Source organism: Reyranella sp., assembly GCF_036558665.1.
Lineage (GTDB): Bacteria > Pseudomonadota > Alphaproteobacteria > Reyranellales > Reyranellaceae > Reyranella.
This window is the reverse complement of the sequence record NZ_DATBFE010000137.1, coordinates 14,566-37,945: the sequence shown is the minus strand read 5'-3', so window position 1 is coordinate 37,945 and position 23,380 is coordinate 14,566. Positions and strand designations below refer to the sequence as shown.

General features: G+C 67.1%; 21 protein-coding genes. 7 read left to right on the top strand and 14 right to left on the bottom strand.

Features of this window, described 5'->3' with window-relative positions:
* Window position 1 precedes the first annotated feature (1 nt).
* From glgX to treY, 4 genes are read left to right on the top strand one after another with little or no spacing between them, the layout of a single operon-like run.
* On the top strand, window positions 2-2,110 hold the full coding sequence (glgX, locus tag VH499_RS20070; protein WP_332054525.1) for a glycogen debranching protein GlgX: 2,109 nt from the start codon (window positions 2-4) through the stop codon (window positions 2,108-2,110).
* On the top strand, window positions 2,107-3,837 hold the full coding sequence (gene treZ, locus VH499_RS20065; RefSeq protein WP_332054524.1) for a malto-oligosyltrehalose trehalohydrolase: 1,731 nt from the start codon (window positions 2,107-2,109) through the stop codon (window positions 3,835-3,837). Before glgX ends, treZ begins: the two co-directional genes overlap by 4 nt.
* Window positions 3,834-5,762: a 4-alpha-glucanotransferase gene (gene malQ / locus VH499_RS20060; RefSeq protein ID WP_332054523.1), complete on the top strand. Its 1,929-nt coding sequence runs from the start codon at window positions 3,834-3,836 to the stop codon at window positions 5,760-5,762. The genes treZ and malQ overlap by 4 nt, the downstream gene beginning before the upstream one ends.
* Window positions 5,759-8,236 (top strand): malto-oligosyltrehalose synthase, encoded by a 2,478-nt coding sequence (treY, locus tag VH499_RS20055; protein WP_332054522.1) that lies wholly within the window; start codon window positions 5,759-5,761, stop codon window positions 8,234-8,236. The genes malQ and treY overlap by 4 nt, the downstream gene beginning before the upstream one ends.
* Before the next feature lie 270 nt (window positions 8,237-8,506).
* On the opposite strand, the gene VH499_RS20050 is transcribed toward treY, so the two are convergent.
* The 10 genes from VH499_RS20050 to VH499_RS20005 form a co-directional block, all read right to left on the bottom strand.
* Entirely contained in the window at window positions 8,507-9,268 is a 762-nt protein-coding gene (locus tag VH499_RS20050) for an ROK family protein (protein WP_332054521.1), read from the bottom strand.
* Window positions 9,265-9,945 carry a ribose-5-phosphate isomerase RpiA gene (rpiA, locus tag VH499_RS20045; protein WP_332054530.1) on the bottom strand — a complete coding sequence of 227 codons (681 nt, stop codon included), beginning with the start codon at window positions 9,943-9,945 and terminating at the stop codon, window positions 9,265-9,267. Before rpiA ends, VH499_RS20050 begins: the two co-directional genes overlap by 4 nt.
* Window positions 9,946-9,953: 8 nt before the next feature.
* Window positions 9,954-10,682: a 6-phosphogluconolactonase gene (gene pgl, locus VH499_RS20040; protein ID WP_332054520.1), complete on the bottom strand. Its 729-nt coding sequence runs from the start codon at window positions 10,680-10,682 to the stop codon at window positions 9,954-9,956.
* Window positions 10,679-11,353 (bottom strand): ribulose-phosphate 3-epimerase, encoded by a 675-nt coding sequence (gene rpe / locus VH499_RS20035; protein ID WP_332054519.1) that lies wholly within the window; start codon window positions 11,351-11,353, stop codon window positions 10,679-10,681. Before rpe ends, pgl begins: the two co-directional genes overlap by 4 nt.
* Window positions 11,350-12,180 (bottom strand): Cof-type HAD-IIB family hydrolase, encoded by an 831-nt coding sequence (locus VH499_RS20030; protein WP_332054518.1) that lies wholly within the window; start codon window positions 12,178-12,180, stop codon window positions 11,350-11,352. Before VH499_RS20030 ends, rpe begins: the two co-directional genes overlap by 4 nt.
* A gap of 1 nt (window position 12,181) precedes the next feature.
* Window positions 12,182-13,720, bottom strand: coding sequence for a glucose-6-phosphate dehydrogenase (zwf, locus tag VH499_RS20025; RefSeq protein ID WP_332054517.1), 1,539 nt, complete (start codon window positions 13,718-13,720; stop codon window positions 12,182-12,184).
* Window positions 13,717-14,691, bottom strand: a complete 975-nt coding sequence (gnd, locus tag VH499_RS20020) for a phosphogluconate dehydrogenase (NAD(+)-dependent, decarboxylating) (RefSeq protein ID WP_332054516.1) — start codon at window positions 14,689-14,691, stop codon at window positions 13,717-13,719. The genes zwf and gnd overlap by 4 nt, the downstream gene beginning before the upstream one ends.
* Before the next feature lie 11 nt (window positions 14,692-14,702).
* Window positions 14,703-16,790 (bottom strand): transketolase, encoded by a 2,088-nt coding sequence (gene tkt / locus VH499_RS20015; RefSeq protein ID WP_332054515.1) that lies wholly within the window; start codon window positions 16,788-16,790, stop codon window positions 14,703-14,705.
* 124 nt (window positions 16,791-16,914) lie between these two features.
* Window positions 16,915-17,502 (bottom strand): DUF2585 family protein, encoded by a 588-nt coding sequence (locus VH499_RS20010; protein WP_332054514.1) that lies wholly within the window; start codon window positions 17,500-17,502, stop codon window positions 16,915-16,917.
* Between the two features lie 40 nt (window positions 17,503-17,542).
* A complete protein-coding gene (locus tag VH499_RS20005; RefSeq protein WP_332054513.1) occupies window positions 17,543-17,857 on the bottom strand; it encodes a VOC family protein in 315 nt (104 codons plus the stop codon).
* Between the two features lie 24 nt (window positions 17,858-17,881).
* Between VH499_RS20005 and VH499_RS20000 the strand changes: the two genes are divergently transcribed.
* On the top strand, window positions 17,882-18,760 hold the full coding sequence (locus VH499_RS20000) for a helix-turn-helix transcriptional regulator (RefSeq protein ID WP_332054512.1): 879 nt from the start codon (window positions 17,882-17,884) through the stop codon (window positions 18,758-18,760).
* Window positions 18,761-18,766: 6 nt separating this feature from the next.
* Here VH499_RS20000 and cobF read toward each other — a convergent pair whose 3' ends face one another.
* From cobF to VH499_RS19980, 4 genes are all read right to left on the bottom strand, one after another.
* Window positions 18,767-19,525, bottom strand: coding sequence for a precorrin-6A synthase (deacetylating) (gene cobF / locus VH499_RS19995; protein ID WP_332054511.1), 759 nt, complete (start codon window positions 19,523-19,525; stop codon window positions 18,767-18,769).
* A gap of 56 nt (window positions 19,526-19,581) precedes the next feature.
* The gene (locus VH499_RS19990; protein WP_332054510.1) at window positions 19,582-19,707 is read right to left on the bottom strand and encodes a hypothetical protein; all 126 of its coding nucleotides are present in this window, start codon (window positions 19,705-19,707) and stop codon (window positions 19,582-19,584) included.
* 5 nt (window positions 19,708-19,712) lie between these two features.
* Window positions 19,713-19,982, bottom strand: coding sequence for a hypothetical protein (locus tag VH499_RS19985; RefSeq protein ID WP_332054509.1), 270 nt, complete (start codon window positions 19,980-19,982; stop codon window positions 19,713-19,715).
* Between the two features lie 61 nt (window positions 19,983-20,043).
* Window positions 20,044-20,937, bottom strand: a complete 894-nt coding sequence (locus VH499_RS19980) for a polysaccharide deacetylase family protein (RefSeq protein ID WP_332054508.1) — start codon at window positions 20,935-20,937, stop codon at window positions 20,044-20,046.
* A 136-nt stretch (window positions 20,938-21,073) separates the two neighbouring features.
* Here VH499_RS19980 and VH499_RS19975 point away from each other — a divergent pair, with 136 nt between their 5' ends.
* The gene (locus VH499_RS19975; protein ID WP_332054507.1) at window positions 21,074-22,258 is read left to right on the top strand and encodes an acyl-CoA dehydrogenase family protein; all 1,185 of its coding nucleotides are present in this window, start codon (window positions 21,074-21,076) and stop codon (window positions 22,256-22,258) included.
* 71 nt (window positions 22,259-22,329) lie between these two features.
* On the top strand, window positions 22,330-23,277 hold the full coding sequence (locus tag VH499_RS19970; RefSeq protein ID WP_332054506.1) for a metallophosphoesterase: 948 nt from the start codon (window positions 22,330-22,332) through the stop codon (window positions 23,275-23,277).
* Window positions 23,278-23,380 lie beyond the last annotated feature (103 nt).

Sequence of the window (23,380 nt, the reverse complement as noted above, 5' to 3'; positions counted from 1 at the left end):
CATGGCTCCTTTTCCCGACCGCCTCGAGCCGGGGGCGCCGTCCCCTTTGGGCGCCACCTGGGACGGGCTTGGGACCAACTTCGCCGTGTTCTCCGGCAATGCCACGCGCATCGATCTCTGCATCTTCGATCCGGCGGGACGACGCGAGGTGGCGCGCTACGTCCTGCCCGAATACACCGACGAGATCTGGCACGGCTATCTGCCGGGCAGTCGCGGAGGCCTGATCTACGGCTACCGCGCCTATGGCCCCTACGAGCCGCAGCGTGGCCATCGCTTCAATCCCAACAAGCTGCTCCTGGATCCCTACGCCCGCCGCATCGCCGGCGATCTGCGCAGCTCGGACGCGCTGTTCGGCTATCGCGTGAATTCGCCGCGCGCGGATCTTTCCTTCGATCGTCGCGACAGCGCGCCCGGCATGGTGAAGGCGGTCGTCACCGCGGACGCCTTCCACTGGGGCGACGACCGGCCGCCCAACATTCCATGGTCCGACCTCGTGATCTACGAAGCGCACCTGCGCGGCATGACGATGCTGCGCCAGGATCTGCGGCCGCGCGAGCGCGGCACCTTTGCAGCGTTGGCCGAACCCTCGGTGATCGATCACCTGCGCCGCCTTGGCATCAATGCGATCGAGCTGCTGCCGATCCACGCCTTCGTGCAGGATCAGTACCTCCTGAAGAAGGAGCTCAGGAACTACTGGGGCTACAACACGCTCGGCTTCTTCGCCATCGAGCCGCGCTATCTTTCCGACGGCTCGGCGGAGGAAATGCGCATCGCCGTGCGCCGCCTGCATGCAGCGGGCATCGAGGTCATACTCGACGTTGTCTACAATCACACTGCCGAGGGCAGCGAGCTCGGGCCGACGCTTTCCTTCCGCGGCCTCGACAATGCGAGCTACTACAGGCTGGTGCCGGAAAACGAGCGCCACAACATCAACGACACCGGCACGGGCAACACCTTCAACCTGTCACATCCACGCGTGCTGCAGCTCGTGATGGATTCGCTCCGCTACTGGGTGACCGCCTTTCATGTCGATGGCTTCCGCTTCGACCTCGGCGTGACGCTTGGCCGCGAAGGCTACGGCTTCGATCCCGGTTCCGGCTTCTTCGATGCGATCCTGCAGGACCCGGTCCTGTCGCAGGTGAAGCTGATCTCCGAGCCGTGGGATCCCGGCCCCGGCGGCTACCAGCTCGGCGCGCATCCGCCGCGTTTTGCCGAATGGAACGACCGCTACCGCGACGGCCTGCGGCGCTACTGGCGCGGCGACGAGGGCGAGCGCTCGGACTTCTCGGCGCGCCTCGCGGGTTCGGCCGACATCTTCGGCTATCGCGGCCGCAGGCCCTACGCCTCGATCAACTTCGCCGCCTGCCACGATGGCTTCACCTTGCGCGACACGGTGAGCTACGCCGAGCGGCACAACGAGGGCAACGGCGAGGACAACAACGACGGCACCGCCGAGAACTACTCGGCCAACTGGGGTGTCGAGGGACCGACCGATGATCCCGCCATCAACGAGATCCGCCGACGCCTGCAATACGCGATGCTCGCCACGGTGATGCTGTCGCAGGGCACGCCGATGCTGTTGGGCGGCGACGAGTTCGGCCGCACCCAGAACGGCAACAACAACGCCTATTGCCAGGACAACGAGATCTCGTGGTTCAACTGGGAGCAGGCCGACTCCGAGGAAGGGCGGGCGCTCAGCGCGTTCGTCGGTCGTGTGATCGCGCTGCGCCACCGCCATCCGGTGCTGCGATGGAGCCAGTACCTTCATGGCCGCGACGAACCCGTGCCCGGCCTGCTCGATATCCAGTGGTTCGATCAGCAGGGCCGGCAAATGACGAGCGACGCCTGGAACAATCCGCAGGAGCGAACGCTGGTGCTGCAGCGGGCGTCCAGGGAGGCGGACGGCGGCGTCACCATCCTCACCTGTCTCTTCAATCCGACGCCGGACGACGAAAGCTTCACCTTGCCACCGCCGGACCTGCCGACCCAGGTGCTGATCGACAGCGCGTCGCCGAAGGAGCCGGAGCGGACGCTCGAAAATCACACCCTGCTCGTCAAATCGCGCAGCGTCGTCCTGACCAGGAGCGTTCTCGAACCGGAGAGAAAATGACCGGGTTCGTTCGTCCGCTGCCGTTCGGCGCCACGGTTCTTGGCGAGGGTCGCACGCGCTTCAGGCTCTGGGCGCCGCAGCAGAACGCCGTTGCCGTGGTGATCGAGGATGGCGCCGCCCGGCCGATGACGCGCCTGTCCGAGGGCTGGTTCGAGCTCGAGACGAGTTGCGGCGCCGGCGCGCGTTACGTCTATCGCCTCGAAACGGGCCAGGACGTGCCCGACCCCGCCTCGCGCGGACAGGCCGACGACGTGCACGGGCCGAGCCTCGTCGTCGATCCCTCGGCCTATCGCTGGCGGCATCCCGGCTGGCGGGGCCGGCCATGGACGGAAACGGTGGTGTGCGAGCTGCACACAGGGCTCCATGGCGGCTTCGCCGGTGTGCAGGAGGAGCTGCCGCGCCTCGCCGCGCTCGGAGTCACCGCGGTCGAGCTGATGCCGCTCAACGACTTCTCCGGTCGGCGCAACTGGGGTTACGACGGCGTGCTGCCCTTCGCGCCCGACCGCGCCTACGGCACGCCGGGCGAGCTGAAGGCGCTGATCGACCGCGCGCACGAGCTGCGGCTGATGATGTTCCTCGACGTCGTCTACAATCACTTCGGGCCCGAGGGAAATTATCTCGGTCTCTACGCGCCGCAGTTCTTCCGCGGCGATATTCATACGCCGTGGGGCCCGTCGATCGACTTCCGACAGCCGCCGGTGCGCCGCTTCTTCATCGAAAACGCGCTGTATTGGCTGATGGAGTATCGCTTCGATGGTCTGCGCTTCGACGCCGTGCACGCCATCGACGACCAGCTCTGGCTCGACGAGATGGCGGCCGAGATCCGACGCACGGTGGAAAAGGGCCGCCATGTCCATCTTGTTCTCGAGCATGACGGCAACGAAGCGAGCCATCTGCGCCGGGACTTCGACGCGCAATGGAACGACGATGCGCATCACGTCCTGCACGTGCTGCTGACCGGCGAGCGCGACGGCTACTACGCCGATTATGCGACGGAACCGGCGCACAAGCTGGCGCGCTGCCTGTCGGAGGGCTTCGTCTACCAGGGCGAACCGTCCGCCTATCGCCGCGGCAAGCCGCGCGGCACACCGTGTACCGGTCTTCCTCCCACCGCCTTCGTGCTGTTCCTGCAGAACCATGACCAGATCGGGAACCGGCCATTCGGCGACCGCCTGACCACGCTTGCCGATATCGACGCGCTGCGGGCGGCCGTCGCTCTGCAGTTGCTGAGCCCGGGCATTCCGCTCCTGTTCATGGGCGAGGACCGGCTGGCTCGCACGCCCTTCCAGTTCTTCACCGACTATCACGGCAAGCTCGCCGATGCGGTCCGCGAGGGTCGCAGGCGCGAGTTCGCCGCCTTCGCCGGCTTCGACGGCAGGGACATTCCCGATCCCAATGCGATCGAGACCTTCGAGCGCTGCCGGCTGGACCGTTCCGGCGACGACAGTTTCTACCGCGCGGCGCTGTCGCTCCGGCAGGAGCTGATCGTGCCGCGCCTGGCTGCAGCGCGAAGCGTCGGCGCAGCCGTGCTCGGCCCGGCGGCAGTACTCGCTCGCTGGCACCTCGGCGACGGGGCCATCCTGAGCATCGCCGCCAATCTCGGCGATGCCTCCGTTCCCGTCGAGCAACCTGGCGGCCGGTTGGTTCTCGAGACGCGCGAGGCGGCGCTCGGCAATGGCGGGCTTTGCGCCCATGCGACGGTGGTCTTCGTCGAGGAGCCGAAATGAATGACGCGGCGATCCGCCAGCTCGCGCAGCAGGCCGGTATCGCCGTCGACTGGATCGACGCAGAGAGCCGGCCGCGGCAGGTGGCCGTCCCTTCCCTCGTCCGCTTGTTGGAGGCCCTCGGTCTTCCCTGCGCCGGCGCAGACGACCTGCGAGAGAGCAGCGAGCGGCTGAAACGGATGACGGCGAGTCCGCCGCTTGTCACCGCGACAACCGGCGCGCCGACCCGCATCGCTCCCGACGACGAGAAGGTGCCGGCCGAGCTTGTCCTCGAGGACGGATGGCGGAAGGCGCTGATCCTGCGCGACGGCATCGCGCCGCCGATCGCCACTCCGGGCTATCACAAGCTGCGCTATGGCGAGCGCGAGATCACGCTTGCGGTGGCGCCGCCGCGCTGCGTGACGCTTGCCGACATCGGCGAGAACCGCAGGCTATGGGGCATCGGCGTCCAGCTCTACAGCCTGCGTCGAGCCGGCGATTTCGGCATCGGCGATACTACGGGGCTGCGGGCGCTGGGTGCGGCCGCCGGGTCAAGCGGGGCGGATGCAATTGCCGTCAGCCCGACCCACAGCCTCTTTCCCTTCGACCCGTCGCGCTACGGTCCCTATTCCCCGTCGAACCGGCTGTTCCTCAATCCGCTGCTGGCCGACCCGGCCGATGCGCTCGGGGCAGAACGCGTCGCGATGGCGGCAGGCTCGGCCAAGATCGCCGACCGGCCCCTGATCGACTGGAAGGAGGCGGCGCACGCAAAGTTCGGTCTGCTGCGCCGGCTGTACGACGACTTCGCGCTGCGCGATCTCGCCAGCACGACAGCCCTTGCGGCGGAGTTCAGGACCTTCGTGCGCGAAGCCGGCGCAGCCTTGCACCGGCATGCACAATTCGAGGCGCAGGCGGCCCCCGGCCCGGCACCGCTCGATTACTTCCTGTTTCTGCAATGGATCGCCGATGCCTCGTTCGCCCGCGCCCAGTCCGATCTGCGTGCGGGCGGCATGTGCCTCGGCATCGTCAGCGATCTCGCCATCGGGCTCGATCCTGAAGGCAGCCAGGTCGGCGCCGATCCGGCGCAGTTCCTGGCCGGCCTCAGCATCGGCGCGCCGCCTGATGCCTTCAATCCCAAGGGGCAGGACTGGGGCCTGACTTCCTTCTCCCCGCAGGCGCTGGTCGCGGGCGGCTTCGAGCCCTTCATCGCCACTCTGCGCGCGGCGCTTCGTCATGCCGGCGGCGTGCGGATCGACCACGCCATGGGTCTGATGAGGCTCTGGCTGGTGCCGAACGGCGCATTGCCCATTGACGGCGCGTACCTCTCCTATCCCATGGACGATCTCATGCGCCTGCTGGCGCTCGAATCGCATCGTCACCACGCCCCCGTCATCGGCGAGGATCTCGGCACTGTCCCCGCCGGCTTTCGGGCGCGCTGCCGGGCGCTCGGCATGGCCGGGATGGACGTGCTGTGGTTTGCGCGCGATGGAGCGGGGTTCCTCGAGCCCGCGCGCTGGCGCGACGACGCGATCGCCACGACAAGCACGCACGACCTGCCCACTGTCGCAGGATGGTGGCAAGGCGCTGATCTCGAGTTGCGACGCGGGCTCGGCACGGTGAAGCAAGGCGATGTCGAGGAGCGCGAGCACGATCGGGCGGCGCTGTGGCAGGCCTTCACCGACGCCGGGGTGGCGACCGGCACGCGGCCGCCGGCCGACGGTTCGGCCGCGGCCGTCGACGCCGCGGTCGCCTTCGTCGCCATGACGCCGAGCCCGCTCGCCCTCGTTCCGCTCGAGGACATGATCGGCACGGCCGAGCAACCCAACCTCCCTGGCACGATCAACGAGCATCCGAACTGGCGGCGCCGCTTCAGCCAGCCGGCGGACAAGCTGTTGCAGGAACCGGCTGCCGTACGCCGACTCGGCCTGTTGCGGCAAGCCCGGCCATGACACCGCGCGCCACGCTTCGCCTGCAGTTCCACAAGGGGTTCACCTTCGCCGATGCAGAGAAGCTCGTGCCCTACATGGCGGCACTCGGCGTCAGCCACCTTTACGCCTCACCGCTCACGGCGGCGCGCGCCGGCTCGAAGCATGGCTACGACGTGATCGATCCGACGCGGGTCAATCCCGAACTGGGCGGCGAAGAAGGCCTCGCGCGCCTGGTCGAGGCGCTGCGGCGCCGGGGGCTCGGCCTGATCGTCGACATTGTTCCCAACCACATGGCGGCGAGCCTGGAGAATCCGTGGTGGGCCGACCTGCTGCATCATGGCGAGGCCAGCCGCTATGCCCGCTCGTTCGACATCGACTGGGATACCGAGGATCCGCAGCTGCGCGGCCGCGTGCTCCTGCCGGTACTCGCCAAGCCGCTCCACGAGGCGATCGCGGCGAAGGAGCTCGGCGTGGCCGAACGGGCCGGCAAGACGTTCCTGCACTACCATGATCTGCATCTGCCGATGACCGGCCCCGATATCGATCGGCAGGCCTACCGGCTCGCCTGGTGGCGCACCGCCAACGACCGCATCAACTGGCGCCGCTTCTTCGACATCAACGACCTCGTTTGCCTGCGCATGGAGGACGAGGAGACCTTCGAGAACGTCCACGCGCTGATTGCCCGCCTCTATCGCGAAGGGCTGGTCGACGGCGTGCGCGTCGATCACGTCGACGGACTCAACGATCCCGCCTCCTACTGCCGCAAGCTGAGGCGGCGGCTCGATCCCGAGGAGCCGATGCGCCCCTATCTCGTGGTCGAGAAGATCCTGCTGAGAGGCGAGACGCTGCCAGCGGACTGGGAATGCGACGGCTCGACGGGTTACGATTTCATGGATCAGGTAAGTGCCCTGCAGCATGATCCCGCAGCCGAGCGGGTGCTGGCGACGGCCTGGGCGCAGTTGAGCGGACGACCCGCCGACTTCGCGCCCGAGGAGCAGGCTGCACGGCGTGAGATCATTGGCCGAAGCTTCGCTGCCCCGCTCGAAGCCGCGGTGGCCGCCTTCGCCCGCCTCGCCAGGGCCGATCCAGCCACATCCGAGCTCAGCCGTCCTGCATTGCGGCGCGCGCTCGTCGAGATGCTGGTGCATTTCCCGGTCTATCGCAGTTACGCCACCCCGACCGAGCGGCCGAAACGTGACCGGCCCTATCTCGATGCCGCGGCGCACGGCGCGAAGCGGACCGGCCGGACGAGCGACGGCTGGGTGGTCGACACGCTGCACCGCTGGATGACCGAGATCGTGCCCGACGGCGCCGCCATTGGTCGATTCCAGCAGCTGAGCGCGCCGGTGGCAGCCAAGTCGGTCGAGGACACCGCCTTCTATCGCTACGGCCGGCTGCTGTCGCGCAACGATGTCGGCTTCGATCTCGATCGTTTCGGCACCCGTCCCGCCGATTTCCATGCTCTGATGGAGGAGCGTTGCGCCCGGCTTCCACGTTCAATGCTTGCAACGGCCACCCACGACCACAAGCGCGGCGAGGATGTGCGGGCACGTCTTGCGGTGCTGAGCGAGCGGCCCCAAGCCTGGATCGACCGGTCGGCGCGCTGGATGGAAGCCAGTGGGGCCTTGCGCACGGACGGCCAGCCGGCGGCCGGCGACATCGCCATGCTGCTGCAGATGATTGTCGGCGCCTGGCCGCTCGACCTGGCCTCCGACGATGCCGCGGGCCGCGTCGCCTTCGCCGAGCGACTGGCCGGCTGGCAGGAAAAGGCGCTGCGCGAGGCGAAGCTCCGGAGCGACTGGTCCGATCCCGACCAGATCTACGAGGCCGCGGCGCGGCGCTTCCTTCAGCGCCTGCTCGCCGAGGGGGCGCTGCCCGACCTGCTCGCCGATATCTTCGCCTTCGTCCAGTCGATTGCCGCCGCCGGCGCCGTGAACGGGCTTGCCCAGGCGGTGCTGAAGCTCACGACGCCCGGCGTTCCCGACCTCTATCAGGGTACCGACTACTGGGACTTCAGCCTGGTCGATCCCGACAATCGCCGGCCGGTCGATTTCGAGCGCCGTTGCGAGAGCCTTTCGTCACTGGACCACGCCGACGCGCTTGCCCACTGGCGCGACGGCCGGATCAAGCAGGCGATCATCGCTCGCCTCCTGGCGATGCGTCGTGCGCTGCCCGACCTGTTCACATGTGGCGACTATCGGCCGGTCGCGGTCGAGGGTCCGATGGCGGAGCACGTTGTGGCTTTCCTGCGCACCTATGGCGAAAGCCACCTGCTGGTCGCCGTGCCGCGCCTGCCGCAAGCGCTGGTGAGCGATCGCGGCACGCTGACGCTCGAACCGAAGTCATGGCAGGACTCGGTCCTTTCCGTCCCTGGACGCGCTCTGTGGGTGGATGCAATCGGACAGGAAACGCTGTCGGCGCCTGGCGGAGCTATCGCACTGCAGCAGGTCTTTGTTCGTCTGCCGGTCGCGGTCTTTTCCACAAAATGGTCTTAGATCGCGCTTTTACAAAACAATTCCTCTTTGGGTAGAAGAGTCCAACTCGCGGCGGCGTGGAATGCAGACACGCAGCTTTACGCACGGGAGCCGGGGAGGGGCAAAAAACCCAAGAGCGGCAATCCGACAGCAAGCGGCCATGACCTCACGGTGCGTAGGTAGCAACACATGGCCAGCCGGAGTGGCGACCGGCCCGCGAGCATTTTCTTGTCTGGCGCAGGCTCTGCGCCGCACAAACCTCGATCACCGAGGCAGCGCAAGGTCGCGCACTCAGTCTCCCTCGCCGCCGTGGCCGATGTCACGGGCGGATTGCCAGACGGTATCGTCCCACAGGCGCAGCCCGCCGGTAATACCCCTGTCGTTCGATTCGATCTTTACATTGTCGGGCAGCTTGCTCTTGTCGACATTGGCAGCGTTGCCGCCGCCGATATAGAGCGTGTCGTAGTTGAGCAGCGTCTCCACGATGTCGATCATCCTGAGCACCCGCCGGTTCCACTTCTTCGTCCCGGCCTTCTTGCGGGCCGCGGCGCCGAGATACGCGTTGTAGGTTTCCGACTTGTGGATGGGGTGATGTGCAAGCTCGAGATGCGGCGTCATGCGCCCGCCGGCGAAGATCGCACTGCCGACCCCCGTGCCGAGTGTGAGCACGACCTCGAGTCCATGGCCGAGGATGATGCCGAGCCCCTGTATCTCGGCGTCGTTGCAGAGTCGCGCCGGCCTGCCCAGACGATCGCCAAGTTTCTGCTGCAACGGGAAACCGCGCCAGGGATCGGTGCCGAAATGCGGCGCCGTCACCACGCGACCGTCGCGCACCACGCCCGGGAAGCCGATCGACACGCGATCGAAGGCGGGCAGCGGCTTCACCAGTTTGGCCAGCGCCTCGACCATCTGGTCGGGCGTGCAGCCCTTCGGTGTCGGCACCCGCACGCGGTCCACGATCATATGCCCACTCTTGTCCAGCACGGACCCCTTGAGCCCGGTACCGCCGATATCCAGCCCCAGCGTATAGGGGCCACCGTCGTTCGCGTTCATCGTTGCATGACCTCGATGCCACTCGAATTTCCCACCACCACTGTCGATGCCAGGCCGAGGAACAGGCCCGTCTCGACCACTCCCACGATGCCGGAGAGCTTCGCCTCCAGGGCGCGCGCATCGGCGATCTCGCCAAGATGGCAATCCACGATGTGGTTGCCGCCGTCACTCAGGAAGGGCTGGCCGGCCACGAGCCTCAGCCGCGGCTGCAGGCCAAGGGCGTCAAGCCGCTCCATCGTGCCCTGCCAGCCGAAGGCGACGATCTCGACCGGCAGGGGCGTCCGTCCCCCGAGACGGTCGACAAGCTTCGAGCCGTCCACCACTACCATCATGCGCCTGGCGGCGCTCGCCACGATCTTCTCGCGCAGCAGCGCGCCGCCCAGACCCTTGATCAGGTCGAGACTGTCGCGCTCGACTTGGTCGGCCCCGTCGATGACGAGATCGAGGCGCGGCCAGTCGCCGGCCGGAGCAAGCGGCACGCCGAGCCGCTCGGCCAGCGCCCGCGTCCGTTCGGATGTCGGCACCCCGACGATGCGAAGACCCTGCGCGACGCGTTTCGACAGTGCTTCGACCGCGAGCTCGGCCGTCGTGCCCGTGCCAAGGCCCAGGACCGCGCCGTCCTGGACTTCGGCGACGGCCCTTGCCGCCGCCGCCCGCTTCATGGAGGTGGCGTCCACCACTTCCGTCACGACCGGCCCTCGCCCGCCGCCGCCCGGTCGACGAGGAAGCGCAGCGTGCCCCGGGGATGGAGCCGGGCCGCCGGCAGCGACGCATTGCCGCCAAGGACCTGCCGCAGCACCGCGCGCTTGTCCTCGCCTGCCACCAGGAAGGCCGCCTCGTGGCTGCTCTCCAGCGCCGGATAGGTGAGCGTGAGCCGCGTGCCTGCTTCGGGATCGGTCATCGTGCCGACCCAACGGCGGCGTTCGTCGAGGACCGCCATGCCGGGGAACAGCGAAGCGGTATGGCCGTTGGTGCCGAGGCCCAGCAGCACCACGTCGAACAGCGGCTTGTCGGGCGCGAGCTCCTCGGCACCATAGAATTGCTTCAGCGTTCGCTCGTAGACCGCCGCAGCCTCCTCCGGTTCGAGTCCCTCGGTCGGCATCGGATGGATGTTCGCTGCCGGGACCGGGGCGCGTGCCAACATTGCCTCGCGCACCATATGGTAGTTGCTGTCCGCGTCGTCGTGCGGCACGAAACGCTCGTCGCCCCAGAACCAGCACGTGCGATCCCAGGGGAACGAGTCCCGGCGCGGTACGCTGGCCAGGAGCTGATAGAGTCGCCGCGGGGTCGTTCCGCCGGAGAGCGCGACGCTGAAGGTGCCGGTCCTCTGCCGCGCCAGAGCCAACAGCCAGTCCGCCGCCTGTTCGGCCAGCGCGGCGGCATCGTCCGCCACCTCAACGATCGGTTTCTTCATGGGCACCGTCCCGCGCGAATTGCCGCGATCGCCGCAGCATAGTCCCGGGCGCCGAAGATCGCCGAGCCCGCCACGATGGCGTTGGCACCGGCTGCGACGGCCTCGCCGGCATGCTCGCAGTTCTGGCCGCCATCGACTTCGATCACCGGATCGACACCCAAGGCGTCGCAAAGCGACCGCAACTTGCGGATCTTGGGCAGCATCTCGGGCAGAAACTTCTGGCCGCCGAAGCCCGGATTGACCGTCATCACGAGGATGATGTCGCAGAGATGCAGGACGTATTCGATCCAGTCGACCGGGCTCGCCGGATCGAGCACGGCGCCCGCCTTCTTCCCCATCTCGCGGACGCGCGACAGCACGCGATGGAGATGGACTGTCGAGGAAGGTTCGGCCTGCACCAGGAGATGATCGGCGCCCGCCCTGGCGAAGTCCTCGAGATAGCGCTCGGGCTCGACGATCATCAGATGCACGTTCAGGGGCTTCCTGGTCGCGCGCCGGACGGCCTCGATCACCACCGGCCCGAAGCTGATGTTGGGCACGAAACGGCCGTCCATGACATCGACATGGATCCAGTCCGCTCCGGCTGCATCGATCGCCCTCACCTCTGCCTCGAGCCGCCCGAAATCGGCCGACAGGATCGAGGGTGCGACGAGGACCGGCCGGGCCCTCATGCAGCGCTCTCCCGGTCCGGCGACAGAAGATATCGCTCGATGGCGCGCGCGAAGCCGTCCTCCTCGTTCGACGCGGTCACGAAGCGAGCCTTCGCCTTCACCTCGTCGCTGGCATTGCCCATGGCGATGCTGAACGGACACTGCGCGAACATCGCCATGTCGTTCCGCCCGTCGCCGATCACCGCGACCTCCTCGAGCGGCACGCCCATCAGCTTCGCCATGGTGCGCACCGCGACGCCCTTGTTGGCCTCGGGATGGGTGACGTCGAGATAGTAGGGTTGCGAACGGGCGGCGGTCGCGGATCCGCCAAGCAGGCTCTGCACCTCGGCCTCGCAGCGCGCCAGCAGGTCGAAGTCGTCGCTGACGCCCACCATCTTGTGGACCGCATCGAGAGCCGGGCCGAAGTCGCTCACGACGGTCGGCCCGAACTGCACCGTCATCGCCTCGTGATCGACTCTCGGCCCCTTGGGATTGCGGATGATCCAACGGCCATGGGCGAACACCCAGGCATCCACGCGCTTGCTGTCGAGGAAGTCAAGCGCGCGGCGCGCCACCTCGGGCGGCAGCACCCGCTCCTCGAGGAGGCTGAGATCGGGCCGGACATAGGCGCCGCCGTTGAAGCCCGCCATGACGCGGGATAGCCCGAGCGGCTCGACGAACATGCGCATGCCTTCGGGCGGCCGCGCACTAACGATCGCGAAGGCGATGCCCTTCGCGTGCAGGTCCGCCACCGCCCGTCTGGCGCGCTCGCTGAGCACCTTGGCCGCCGTGACCAGCGTGCCGTCGACATCGGAGATCAGCGCCGAGATCACTGGCCGTCCGTTCATTCTAGCCGCCGGCCGACAGGCCGTCGGTCGAGATCGCTCGCCAACGCCGGCCGTCGCGACTCAGGAGCTGGTTGGCTTCTTCCGGCCCCGAGCTGCCGGCCGGATAGATGGGGAGCTCGGCCCGTCCTTCCTCCTTCCAGGCGTCGAGCACCGGCTGCACCACGCGCCAGCCGGCCTCGATCGAGTCGGCGCGTTGGAACAGGGCGGCATCGCCGGTCATGCAGTCGTAGACCAGGGTTTCGTAGCCCGTGCTCGGCATGATCTCGAAGGCGTCCTGGTAGTTGAACTTGAGATCGACGCCGTCGATATTCACGGTCGGCCCGGGAATCTTCACGCCGAAGCGCAGCGTGACGCCCTCGTCCGGCTGGATGTGCAAGGTGAGGTCGTTGGGCGGCAGGCGCTCGACAGGCGTGTCGCGAAACAGTGCCAGCGGCGCCTGCTTGAACTGGACCGTGATGTAGCTTCGCCGCCTCGCGAGCGCCTTTCCGGTGCGCAGATAGAACGGCACGCCGGCCCAACGCCAGTTGTCGATAGCGAGCTTCATCGCGATATAGGTCTCTGTCGTCGACTGTCGTGGCACGTCAGGTGCCTCGCGGTAGGGAACGACTTGCTTGTTGTCGACGATGCCGGCGCCGTACTGGCCGCGGACGACGTTGCGCCGGGCCTCTTCGGCGCTCAGCCGATGGACGGCATCCAGCACCTTGGACTTCTCGCTGCGCAGCGCATCGGCGCCAAAGCAGCTCGGCGGTTCCATGGCGATCAGCGTCAGGAGCTGGAACAGGTGATTGGGCACCATGTCGCGCAATGCGCCCGTCTGGTCGTAGAAGCGGCCGCGCTGCTCGACACCCACGGTTTCGGCGACGGTGATGCGCACATTGTCGATGTGATCACGGTTCCACAGCGGCTCGACGAAGCCGTTGGCGAAGCGGAACACCATGATGTTCTGGACCGTCTCCTTCCCGAGATAATGGTCGATCCGGTAGATCTGCCCCTCGTCGAGCGTCTTCAGGATCTCCTTGTTGAGCGCCACCGCCGAGGGCAGGTCGTGCCCGAACGGCTTCTCGATGATGACGCGCCGCCAGTGACCGTCCGTCTCGCGCGTCAGCCCGGCCTTGCCGAGTTGCTCCACGATGACCGCGAACTCGCTCGGCGGCGTGGCGAGATAGAAGAGCACGTTGCCTGCCGTATGGTGCGCGGCCTCGACCTCCGCAAGCTTGCCGGCCAGCGCCTTGTAGATCCCGGGGTCCTCGAACTTGCCGCCAAGGTAGTATGCGCGTTGCGTGAACCAGGCGATGTCCGCGTCGCCCTTGCCGGCCTTGAACTGCTCCATGCCGTCGCGGAGATGCTTGCGGAAACCCGCGTCTCCGATGTCGCGCGAAGCAAGGCCGATCAGGGCAAGGTTCTCCGCCAGCAGGCCGTCCCGCCTGAGGTTGCGCAGCGCCGGCACCAGCAGACGGCGCGTCAGATCGCCGGTCGCACCGAAGATCACCAGCACGCAGGCTGGGGCCGTTTGTGCTCCGTCGCGGCCGGCCGCGGTCATTTCGGTTCCACGTGGCCGCCGAAGGCGTGACGCATGGCCGAGAGAAGCTTGTTCGCGGTGCCCTCCTTGTCGCGCGAGCGGAAGCGCGCGAAGAGCGCGGCCGAAAGCACATCGGCCGGTACCGCCTCCTCGATCGCCGCATTCACCGTCCAGCGTCCCTCGCCCGAATCCTCGACCACGCCCGAGTATTTCGCGAGCGCGGGATCTTCGGCGAGCGACATCGCCGTGAGGTCGAGCAGCCACGAGCTGATCACGCTGCCGCGCCGCCAGACCTCGGCGATGTCGGCGAGATCGAGCTTGTAGCGCCGCTCCTCCGGCACCTCCTTCGCGGCCGCCTTCTGCATGATCTCGAAGCCCTCGGCGTAGGCCTGCATGATGCCGTACTCGATGCCATTGTGGACCATCTTCACGAAGCGGCCCGAGCCGGCCGGACCGCAGTAGAGGTAGCCGCGCTCGACGCGGGGGTCGCGCTTCTCGCGATGCGGCGTCTTGTCGATCTTGCCCTCGCCCGGCGCGAGCGTGGCGAAGATCGGATCGAGCCGGTCAACGACCTCTTTCTCGCCGCCGATCATCAGGCAGTAGCCGCGCTCCAGGCCCCAGACGCCGCCCGACGTGCCGCAATCGACATAGTGGATGCCCTTCTGCTTCATCGCCTTGGCGCGGCGCACATCGTCCTGGAAGAAGGCGTTGCCGCCGTCGATGATCGTGTCGCCGCGCTCCAGCAGCGTGCCGAGCTGGTTGACGGTGTTCTCGGTGATCTCACCCGCCGGCAGCATGACCCAGACCGCACGCGGTTTGGCGAGCTTCTTCACGAGATCGGCAAGGTCGTTGCCACCCTGGACGCGATCGCCGACGAGCGATTTCACCGTCGCGGCGTTCTGATCGAACACGACGCACTCGTGGCCGGCGCGTGTCAGCCGCCGCACGATGTTGCCGCCCATCCGGCCGAGGCCGATCACCGCAAGCTGCATTTTCCTCTCCGCTACTTCTTCGCCTCGGCAAGCTGCTGGCGCGCCGCCTCGAGCACGGCATCCGGCGTGAAGCCGAACCTCTTCATCAGGTCCTTGAGGGGAGCCGATGAGCCGAAGGTGTGCATGCCGATCTTGGCGCCGCGTTCGCCGACATAGTGATCCCACCCCAGGATAGAGCCGGCTTCAACCGAAACCCGCGCCTTGACAGCGGGCGGCAGGACGTCCTTGCGATATGCGTCGTCCTGCATCTGGAACAGCTCCCAGGACGGCATACTGACCACACGGGCGCGCACGCCCTCCTTCTTCAGGTCCTCATAGGCCGCGAGGCAAAGCCTGACCTCGCTGCCGGTCCCGATCAGCAGCACCTCGGGCGCGCCGCTTTCGGCATCGGCCATCACATAGGCGCCGCGTGCCAGACCGGACGCCGGCGCATATTGCGTGCGATCGAAGACCGGCAGCGGCTCCCGGCTCAGGATCAGGCAGGCCGGCTGGTGCTTCAAGGCCATGACGACGCGCCACATCTCCGTCGTCTCGTTGGCGTCGGCGGGTCGGATGGTGATCAGGCCGGGGATGGCGCGCAGCGCGATGAGCTGTTCGACCGGCTGGTGCGTGGGCCCATCCTCGCCGACGCCGATCGAATCGTGCGAGAAGACGTAGATCGCCGGCACTTCCATGATGGCGCTGAGCCTGAGCGCAGGCTTCAGATAGTCGCTGAAGATGAGATAGGTCGAGCCATAGCTGCGCACCTTTGACAACGCGAGGCCGTTCATGATCGCAGCCATTGCATGCTCGCGGATGCCGAAATGCATGTTGCGGCCGGAATAATGGTCCTCCGCCTCGAATTCACCGGCGCCCTGATAGGTGAGGCGGGTCTGGGTCGACGAGCCGAGGTCGGCGGCACCACCAAGCAACCAGGGGAATCGTGGCGCAATCGCATTCAGCGCCTTGGCCGAAGCCGTACGTGTGGCAATGCCCTTTTCCATGTCGGCCGGGAAGCTCGGCAGGTCGGCGTCCCAGCCGTGCGGCAACTCGCGTGTCTGCATGCGCTCGATATGGTCGGCGAGTTCGGGATGCTGCCTGGCATAGCTCTTGAGCCGCCGCTCCCAGCCATGGCGCAGCTTGGCCGCGCGCGCGCCGATGCCCTGGGCGAAGTGCTCGCGCACTCCATCGGGGATCAGGAACTTGGCATTCTCCGGCCAACCATAGGTGCGCTTGGTCAGTTTGACTTCTTCCTCGCCCAACGGCTCGCCATGCGCTTCCGATGTGTCCTGCTTGTGCGGTGAGCCATAGCCGATCTCGCTATGCACCATGATCAGGGTGGGCGCATCCTTTGTGCGACGAAAGCCGGCGATCGCCTTCGCCACCTCGTCGGTATTGTTGGCGTCGGCAACGTGGCGAACCTTCCAGCCATAGGCCGCGAAGCGCTTGCCCACATCCTCCGTGAAGGCGAGATCCGTATGGCCCTCGATGGTCACGTGGTTGTCGTCGTAGATCCAGCACAGGTTCGAGAGCTTGAGATGGCCGGCCAGTGAGGCGGCCTCGCTCGCCACGCCCTCCATCATGTCGCCGTCGCTGCACAGCACGTAGACGTCGTAGTCGAACATGGTGAAGCCGGGCCTGTTGAAATACTGCGCCATCCACGCGCCCGCCGTCGCCATGCCGACGCTGGTCGCGCAACCCTGCCCCAGCGGTCCCGTCGTCGTTTCCACACCCGAGGTCAGATGATATTCGGGATGCCCGGTACATTTGCTGTCGATCTGGCGGAAGCGCTCGATGTCCTCGAGCTTCACCGACAGCTCGCCCAGGGTCTCGTACTTGGCGTCGACCGCGCGGGTGCCGGTGAGATGCAGCAGCGAGTACAGAAGCATCGACGCATGGCCGGCCGAGAGCACGAAGCGGTCGCGGTTGGGCCAGATCGGATCCTGGGGATCGAAGCGCAGGAACCGCTGCCACAGCGTATAGGCGACCGGCGCCATCGACATCGGCGTGCCGGGATGGCCCGACTTCGCCTGCTGCACGGCGTCGATCGACAGCGTCCTTATGGTGTTGATGCAAAGCTGGTCGAGGGAGACGCCGTCTTTCGCTGCCGCATCGTTCATGCTGCCCTCCCCTACCCTTCCAAAACGCCGAAATCGGGACGTGCCACGACGCCCCGCATCCGGCGGCCGGTACGGAATTCAGTGCCAACGACTTTGAGCTGGCAAGGTTCCCGTGCGCCGTCTGCTACTGCACCGCCGACTGCCAGGCCTCGATAGCGGGAAAGCGGTGGATGAAGTTCAGAATATTGAGCGTCAGATTGTCATGGACAAGGTAGCCCACCGCGACTTCCATCACGATCGCCAGTGCCAGCGTCGCTCTCCACGGCAGAATCGAGGCCAGCGCGAAACCCGTCATCATCGACAGCGTATCCGACAGTGAGTTGACGATGCTGTCGCCGACGTAGCCGCGCGCCAGCGCCTGCTGACGGTAGGCTTCGATCACCCAGGGCGTATTCTCGGCAATCTCCCAGGTGGCCTCGATGCCGACGGCGATGGCCAGCCGCGCGAGAACGGGCAGGCGCGGCAGGAGAAGCCGCAACAGGCCGTAGAAGAGGATGCCGTGGACGATATGCGAGAAGGTGTACCAGTCGGTCACCTGCTGCGACATCTCGGCCGAGCGGATGTCGCCCACCCAAAGCCGGAGCGTGCCACAGGTGCAGAGCCACACGCGACCCATGGCATGAAGGACCAGTGCCTGCACGATCATGATGCAGACGACCGCGGTCCATGCGCGGTGGGACGAAGCCCACATGGGCTTTCGCGCGATGTCCATCGCGAGAGGGTAGCACGCCGCGCCAGCCTGCGCTCGGCGCCTAGCGGACGACCTCGTTGCCGTAGACTTCCGGAATCTTGGCATCCTGGTCGGCGGGCGAGAACAGCTCCCACTCGATGCCGTTCACGTCGTGCGTCGAGGAGAAGCCGTGGGCCGCGTCGTCCTCGAAGCCGAGGTGGCGCAGTTGGCCGGCACGCTCGGGCATCTGGTTGATCGAGAAATTGAGCTGGTCGGTGCGGAACAGCGCATATTTGCGCGGCACGACCGCCGCCGGGCGTGTGCCGAGGCGGCGGGTGTAGTCCTCGATCGAGGCTTCGAGGTCGGCGACGGCAAGAGCGATATGGAAACGGCGCATGGACCCTCCGGCAAGAGCGCCCGCATGGCACCAGACTTTGCAAGCTGGTACAAGAGAGGCCGTTATCCTGGTACTGACAACACCACCATCTCCATCATGGCGCACTCACTTGCTGTGCAGAAGCGTGCGTTGGGCGATTTCCTGCGCGCCCAACGTGCCCGGCTTTCCCCTTCCGGCCTCGGCCTGCCGCCGGGCCGGCGCCGCCGCACGCCCGGCCTTCGACGCGAGGAGGTGGCGCAGCGGTGCGGCATGAGCGTCACCTGGTACACCTGGCTCGAGCAGGGCCGCGACGTCTCGGCCTCACCCCAGGCCCTGGCAGCGCTCGCCGGCGCGCTGCACCTGACGCCCGCCGAGCGCGGCTATCTCTTCGAACTCGCGGGCAAGCGCGACCCGGCCACTGCGGCATCGGACGATGCGGACACCGCCGGCATGGACGTGCCGCCCGCACTGGCCGATGCGGTTGCCGCGGTGAAGCCGCCGGCCTACTTGCTCGACCGTCTGTGGAATGCGCGCGCCTGGAATGCCGCCGCAGCCCGTCTGTTCGTCGGCTGGCTCGACCGCAACGAAGACAAGAACCTGCTGCGCTACGTCTTCCTGAACCCGGTGGCACGCAAGATCATTCCTGATTGGAACCGTCGCACGCGCCGCGTGCTGGCCGAGTTCCGGGCGGAGTCGGGACGCCATGTCGATGATCCGGCGCTGATGGCCATGGTCGACGACCTCAAGGCGAGCAGCGCGTTCTTCGCCCGCTGTTGGAGCGATCACGAGGTGCTGGAGCGGCTCGGCGGCGAACGTACTTTCGATCACCCGCGCGGCGGCCGCCTTTCCTATGAGCAGGTCGCCTTCACCGTTGCGAGCCGCATCGACTTCAAGCTGGTGATGCTGCTGCCGCGCCAACGGTGAGGGCGTTCACGGCCTGACCCTTCGCATCAGGTAGGTGTCCATGATCCAGCCGTGCGCCTCACGCGCGTGGCGGCGGGCGCGGTTGATGTCGGCCGCGACGTCCTCCAGCCGGCCGGCGATCAGGATCTCGTCTGGTGTGCCGAGATAGGCGCCCCAGAAGATCTCGATCGCCTGGTCGGCGAACCGGTTGTAGGTCTCCTCGCCGTCCAGCATGACGACGACGCTGTCGGCATGGTCGGGCCATCCTTCCGTGAGCAGTCGGCCGGTCGTGATCTCGACCGATTGGCCGATGCGGTTCAGTGTGATGCGATGGCGCGCGGCCAGGATCTGGATGCTGCTGATGCCGGGAATGACTTCGTAGTCGAGCGCCTTCCCGGCGGCGGCGATCGCCTCGACGTTGCGGATCGTGCTGTCGTAGAGCGCTGGATCACCCCACGCAAGGATGCCGCCGCACTGGCCATCCGCCAGCTCGGCCGCGATCATGCGCGCGAACGCTGCCTGCTTGTCCCGATTGAGCGCATCGACCGAGGCGAGATAGTTGGCCGGCGCGCGCTCGCGCGGCGGACTCGGCGCCTCCACGACACGATAGGGACGATCCTTGATGTAACGCCGCAGGATCTCGAGGCGAAGCGCCACCATGTCCTGCTTGATCGCCCCCTTCTCCAGCACGAAGAAGACGTCGACCCGGTTCAGCGCCTCGACCGCCTCGATCGTCACCTGTCGCGGATCGCCGGCGCCGACGCCGATGATCAGGATCTTCTTCACCGATCCTGTCTAATGCGCCGCCCGCACGGCGGCAACCATCCGACGTGATGGCCGACCTATCGATGCTGGCGATGCGCGAAGCGGCGGTAGCCGACGGTCGCGATGCCGAGGCCGATGCACAGCACGACGAATCCCGCCGCCCACAGGAGATAGCCCACATTCTGAAGGACCTGTCCGGACATGGTCGTCACCGGTTGACGAACCTGGAGAAGCGGCTGGTCCGTCCGCTCGTCGTCTCGTCCTGCTCGATCAGCGCGAGCTTGTTGTCCTCGAAGATGCGGAAGAACTGATCCCAGGGAATCTCCTCCAGGGACTCGTCCTTCTCCGCGAAATCGAAGCGCAGCACGCCGCCGCCTGCGCGATCGACCGTGCCCTTCACGCGGGCAGGACGGCCGCCGCGTTGCTCTGCCCATTGCCGGATCCGTGCATGGTCCGTGATCTTGCTCGCTTGCGCCATGGTTGCTCTCCTCTTGCAAAGAGACAACAACCCCTTCTCGCGGCCGGTTGCGCCTGCGACGTTACGGTACCGTACGTTCGTTCCGGTACCAGTCGAGGATCTCCGCGCCCGTCCACATCATGACGCCATCGTGGCCGAGAATATGGTCGTAAAGCATCTCGAGGTACTTGATGCGGTGTGGCACGCCGGTGAGATAGGGATGGATCGAGATCGCCATCACCCGCGGCGCGGTCTTGCCGTCGAGATAGAGGCGGTCGAACTGGTCGCGGCCGCGGCGCAGGATCTCGTCCGAAGGCTGCTGCTGGACGGCACTGATCACGACGTCGTTGACCTCGACCGTATAGGGGACAGAGACGATCTCGCCGGCGCGGGTCTTCAACGGCACCGGCTGCTCGTCGAGCACCCAGTCGGCGACGTATTCGATGCCGGCCTCGGCCAGAAGATCGAGGGTCTCGTCGGTCTCGGTAAGCCCCGGACTCTCCCAGCCACGCGGGCGCTTGCCGGTGAAGCCCTCGATGGCACGGATCGTATCGGCGATCGCGGCGCGCTGATCGTCGACCTTGTGCATGGGCCGCTGCACGAAGCCATGGCCCATGAACTCCCAGCCCGCGTCGCGCGCCGCGGCGCAAGCCTCGGGATAAAGGCTGCACGCCGTGCCGTTCACTGCAAAAGTCGCCTTGAGGCCACGCCCGGCGAGCACTTCCAGGAAGCGCCAGAAGCCGATCCGCATGCCGTACTCGTGCCAGGCCCAGTTCGGCACGTCAGGCAACAGCGGCTGGCCCATCGGGGGCGGCAGCACGGCGCGCGGCATCGGTGCGGTCGGGCTCCAGTTCTCGACATTGACGATCGTCCAGACCGCTATCCGTGCATGGCCTGGCAGATTGAGCCGCGGCCGTCTGGTGATCGGCACGTAGTCGAGGCGCTGCCGCACGCTGGCGCCGGTTGGTTCGTTCATGGGGTCCTCCATTCCGACACTGCATCATGGCAGGCGATCGCGCTACATCGCGACGTACGGTACCCCTCGAGGTCGCCCCGTTGACAAGGCGGTCGGCGCGGCCCCCAATCGTTGCCAGGCCATTGCGGGGATTTCCATGACTGATGTCGCTGTGTTGCCGGTCAAGCCGGACCCGCTTGCCCAGGCCCGCAAGATCGGACCGATGATCGCGGCCGCTGCCGACGAGATCGAAGCGACGCAGGAGATTCCCGAGCCGGCGCTGACGGCGCTGCACGAGTCGCGGCTCTTCCGCATGCTGCTGCCACGCTCGGCGGGCGGCGACCAGATCGAGCCGTGGGTTTATTTGCGCGTGGTCGAGGAAGTCTCTCGGCACGACGGCTCGGTCGGCTGGAACATCTTCGTCGCCAACAGCTCGGCGTTGATCGCTCCCTTCATCCCGCTCGAGTCGGCGCGCACGATCTATGGCGATCCACGCGGCCTCATCGCCTGGGGCCCGCCCAACCGCCATCGCGCCATCGCGGCGCCTGGCGGCTATCGGGTCACCGGCGAATGGCATTTCGCCAGCGGCAGGCGGCAGGCGAACTGGATAGGCGTGCATTGCCAGGTGATCGAGCCGGACGGTTCGCTGCGACTGAACCGCTTCGGCCGGCCGACGGTGCGCACGTTGCTGATGCCCAAGGCGCAGACGACGGCAATCTACAACTGGAACACCCTCGGCATGCGCGGCACGGCCTCCGAGGGCTATGGCGTGCGCGACCAGTTCGTGCCCGAGGCATATTCGGGCACCCGTGAGGATCCGAGTCTCAGGCGCGATCGCGGGCCGCTCTACGCCTTCACCATGCAGGGTCTCTACGCCGTCGGCGTGGCAGGCGTGGCACTCGGCATCGCGCGCGCCATGCTCGAGGCCTTCGTCGAGCTGGCGGCCGAGAAAGCGCCGCGCAACCAGGTTCGGCTCGCCGACAATCCGCTGGTGCAGTCCGACGTCGCTCGCCACGAGGCGGCGCTGGGCGCCGCCCGTGCCTATCTGATCGACGTGCTGAAGGAGGCATGGGAAAGTGCCGACGAGATCGAGCCGCTCGACGCCCTGCAGCGTGCCCGCGTGCGGCTTGCCTGCAGCCACGCCATCCAGAACGCGCTCGACGTCAGCGACCGCGTCTACAAGGCGGCCGGCACGTCGGCGATCTTCCTCGGCACGCCATTCGAGCGCCGCTTCCGCGACGTCCATACCCTCTCGCAGCAAATCCAGTCGCGCGACGCCCATTTCGAGGCGGTCGGCCGGGTCATGCTCAACGGCGATCCCGACGGCACGTTCATCGGCTGAAGCCCGGCCGGTGCGGCCCCGGACGAAGGGCCGCGCCTCGCCATGCCCGCCTCCGCCTATGATCGTGGCCTATGAAATCCGACGTCGCTGACGCTTCCCGGCCGTCGGCCGGCCTCGCGCAATGGGCGGCGACCCGGCGCGAGATCGAACGCAGCCGCTACTGGATCAGTCCGAAGGGCCGGCGCACGCGGTGGCGCAAGGCAATCTTCAATCGACTGCTCGCGATCCTCGCTCTCGGCCTGCGCCTGACGCCCTTCCACGCCCGCGGTCTCCGCAATGCGCTCGACGTTCGGCGGACCGAGCTCGAACTTGCCGTTCCCGGCTTGCCGCCGTCCTTCGACGGCTATCGCCTGCTGCATGTCAGCGACACGCACCTCGATGTCTTTCCCGAGATCGCCGAGGTGGCACACCGGCTGCTCGATGGCGTCGAGGTCGATCTGCTCGTAGTCACCGGCGACGTGCATGGCGATCAGCAGGCGCCGGTCGAGCGTTCGACTGGCCTCCTGGCGCGGGCGCTTCGCGGCGTCCGCGTGCGCGGACATCGCGTTGCAATCCTCGGCAATCACGATCCGATCGATATGGTCGGCGCCCTCGAGGCGATAGGCTTCGAGGTCCTCGTCAATCGAACCGTCACCGTCGAGCGCGGCCGTCACCGGCTGGGCCTGACCGGTCTCGACGACGTGCACAATTTCTACAGCGCCGCCGCGCATGCCGCGCTGCGCGACGCGCAAGGAGAATTCCGCATCGCACTCGTTCACTCCGCCGAAATGGCCGACCATGCCGCAGCCGCAGGCTTTGCGCTCTATCTCGCAGGCCACTCCCACGGCGGGCAGATCTGCCTGCCTGGTGGCAGACCGTTGGTCACGCAGCTCACCCGATGCCGCCACGCGGCCGTCGGCCTGTGGCGACAGGGATCGATGCTCGGCTACACGAGCCGCGGACTGGGCGTTTCGCCGCCGCCCGTGCGCTTCAACTGCCGCGGCGAAGTGGCACTGATCACGTTGCGGACGGCGCCTTGAAGAGCTGACACGGCCGTCGCGGTCTCGAGGACCCACGACAGCTCCCGGGCCCCAAACATCGATGGCGAGATTCGACGATTTCGCCTCGACAGCCGAACCGGCG

Coding starts and splice junctions, on each gene's coding strand:
- glgX (WP_332054525.1), top strand. CDS start 2: ATGGCTCCTTTTCCCGACCGCCTCGAGCCGGGGGCGCCGTCCCCTTTG.
- treZ (WP_332054524.1), top strand. CDS start 2,107: ATGACCGGGTTCGTTCGTCCGCTGCCGTTCGGCGCCACGGTTCTTGGC.
- malQ (WP_332054523.1), top strand. CDS start 3,834: ATGAATGACGCGGCGATCCGCCAGCTCGCGCAGCAGGCCGGTATCGCC.
- treY (WP_332054522.1), top strand. CDS start 5,759: ATGACACCGCGCGCCACGCTTCGCCTGCAGTTCCACAAGGGGTTCACC.
- VH499_RS20050 (WP_332054521.1), bottom strand. CDS start 9,268: ATGAACGCGAACGACGGTGGCCCCTATACGCTGGGGCTGGATATCGGC.
- pgl (WP_332054520.1), bottom strand. CDS start 10,682: ATGAAGAAACCGATCGTTGAGGTGGCGGACGATGCCGCCGCGCTGGCC.
- rpe (WP_332054519.1), bottom strand. CDS start 11,353: ATGAGGGCCCGGCCGGTCCTCGTCGCACCCTCGATCCTGTCGGCCGAT.
- VH499_RS20030 (WP_332054518.1), bottom strand. CDS start 12,180: ATGAACGGACGGCCAGTGATCTCGGCGCTGATCTCCGATGTCGACGGC.
- zwf (WP_332054517.1), bottom strand. CDS start 13,720: ATGACCGCGGCCGGCCGCGACGGAGCACAAACGGCCCCAGCCTGCGTG.
- gnd (WP_332054516.1), bottom strand. CDS start 14,691: ATGCAGCTTGCGGTGATCGGCCTCGGCCGGATGGGCGGCAACATCGTG.
- tkt (WP_332054515.1), bottom strand. CDS start 16,790: ATGAACGATGCGGCAGCGAAAGACGGCGTCTCCCTCGACCAGCTTTGC.
- VH499_RS20010 (WP_332054514.1), bottom strand. CDS start 17,502: ATGGACATCGCGCGAAAGCCCATGTGGGCTTCGTCCCACCGCGCATGG.
- VH499_RS20005 (WP_332054513.1), bottom strand. CDS start 17,857: ATGCGCCGTTTCCATATCGCTCTTGCCGTCGCCGACCTCGAAGCCTCG.
- VH499_RS20000 (WP_332054512.1), top strand. CDS start 17,882: ATGGCACCAGACTTTGCAAGCTGGTACAAGAGAGGCCGTTATCCTGGT.
- VH499_RS19990 (WP_332054510.1), bottom strand. CDS start 19,707: ATGTCCGGACAGGTCCTTCAGAATGTGGGCTATCTCCTGTGGGCGGCG.
- VH499_RS19985 (WP_332054509.1), bottom strand. CDS start 19,982: ATGGCGCAAGCGAGCAAGATCACGGACCATGCACGGATCCGGCAATGG.
- VH499_RS19980 (WP_332054508.1), bottom strand. CDS start 20,937: ATGAACGAACCAACCGGCGCCAGCGTGCGGCAGCGCCTCGACTACGTG.
- VH499_RS19975 (WP_332054507.1), top strand. CDS start 21,074: ATGACTGATGTCGCTGTGTTGCCGGTCAAGCCGGACCCGCTTGCCCAG.
- VH499_RS19970 (WP_332054506.1), top strand. CDS start 22,330: ATGAAATCCGACGTCGCTGACGCTTCCCGGCCGTCGGCCGGCCTCGCG.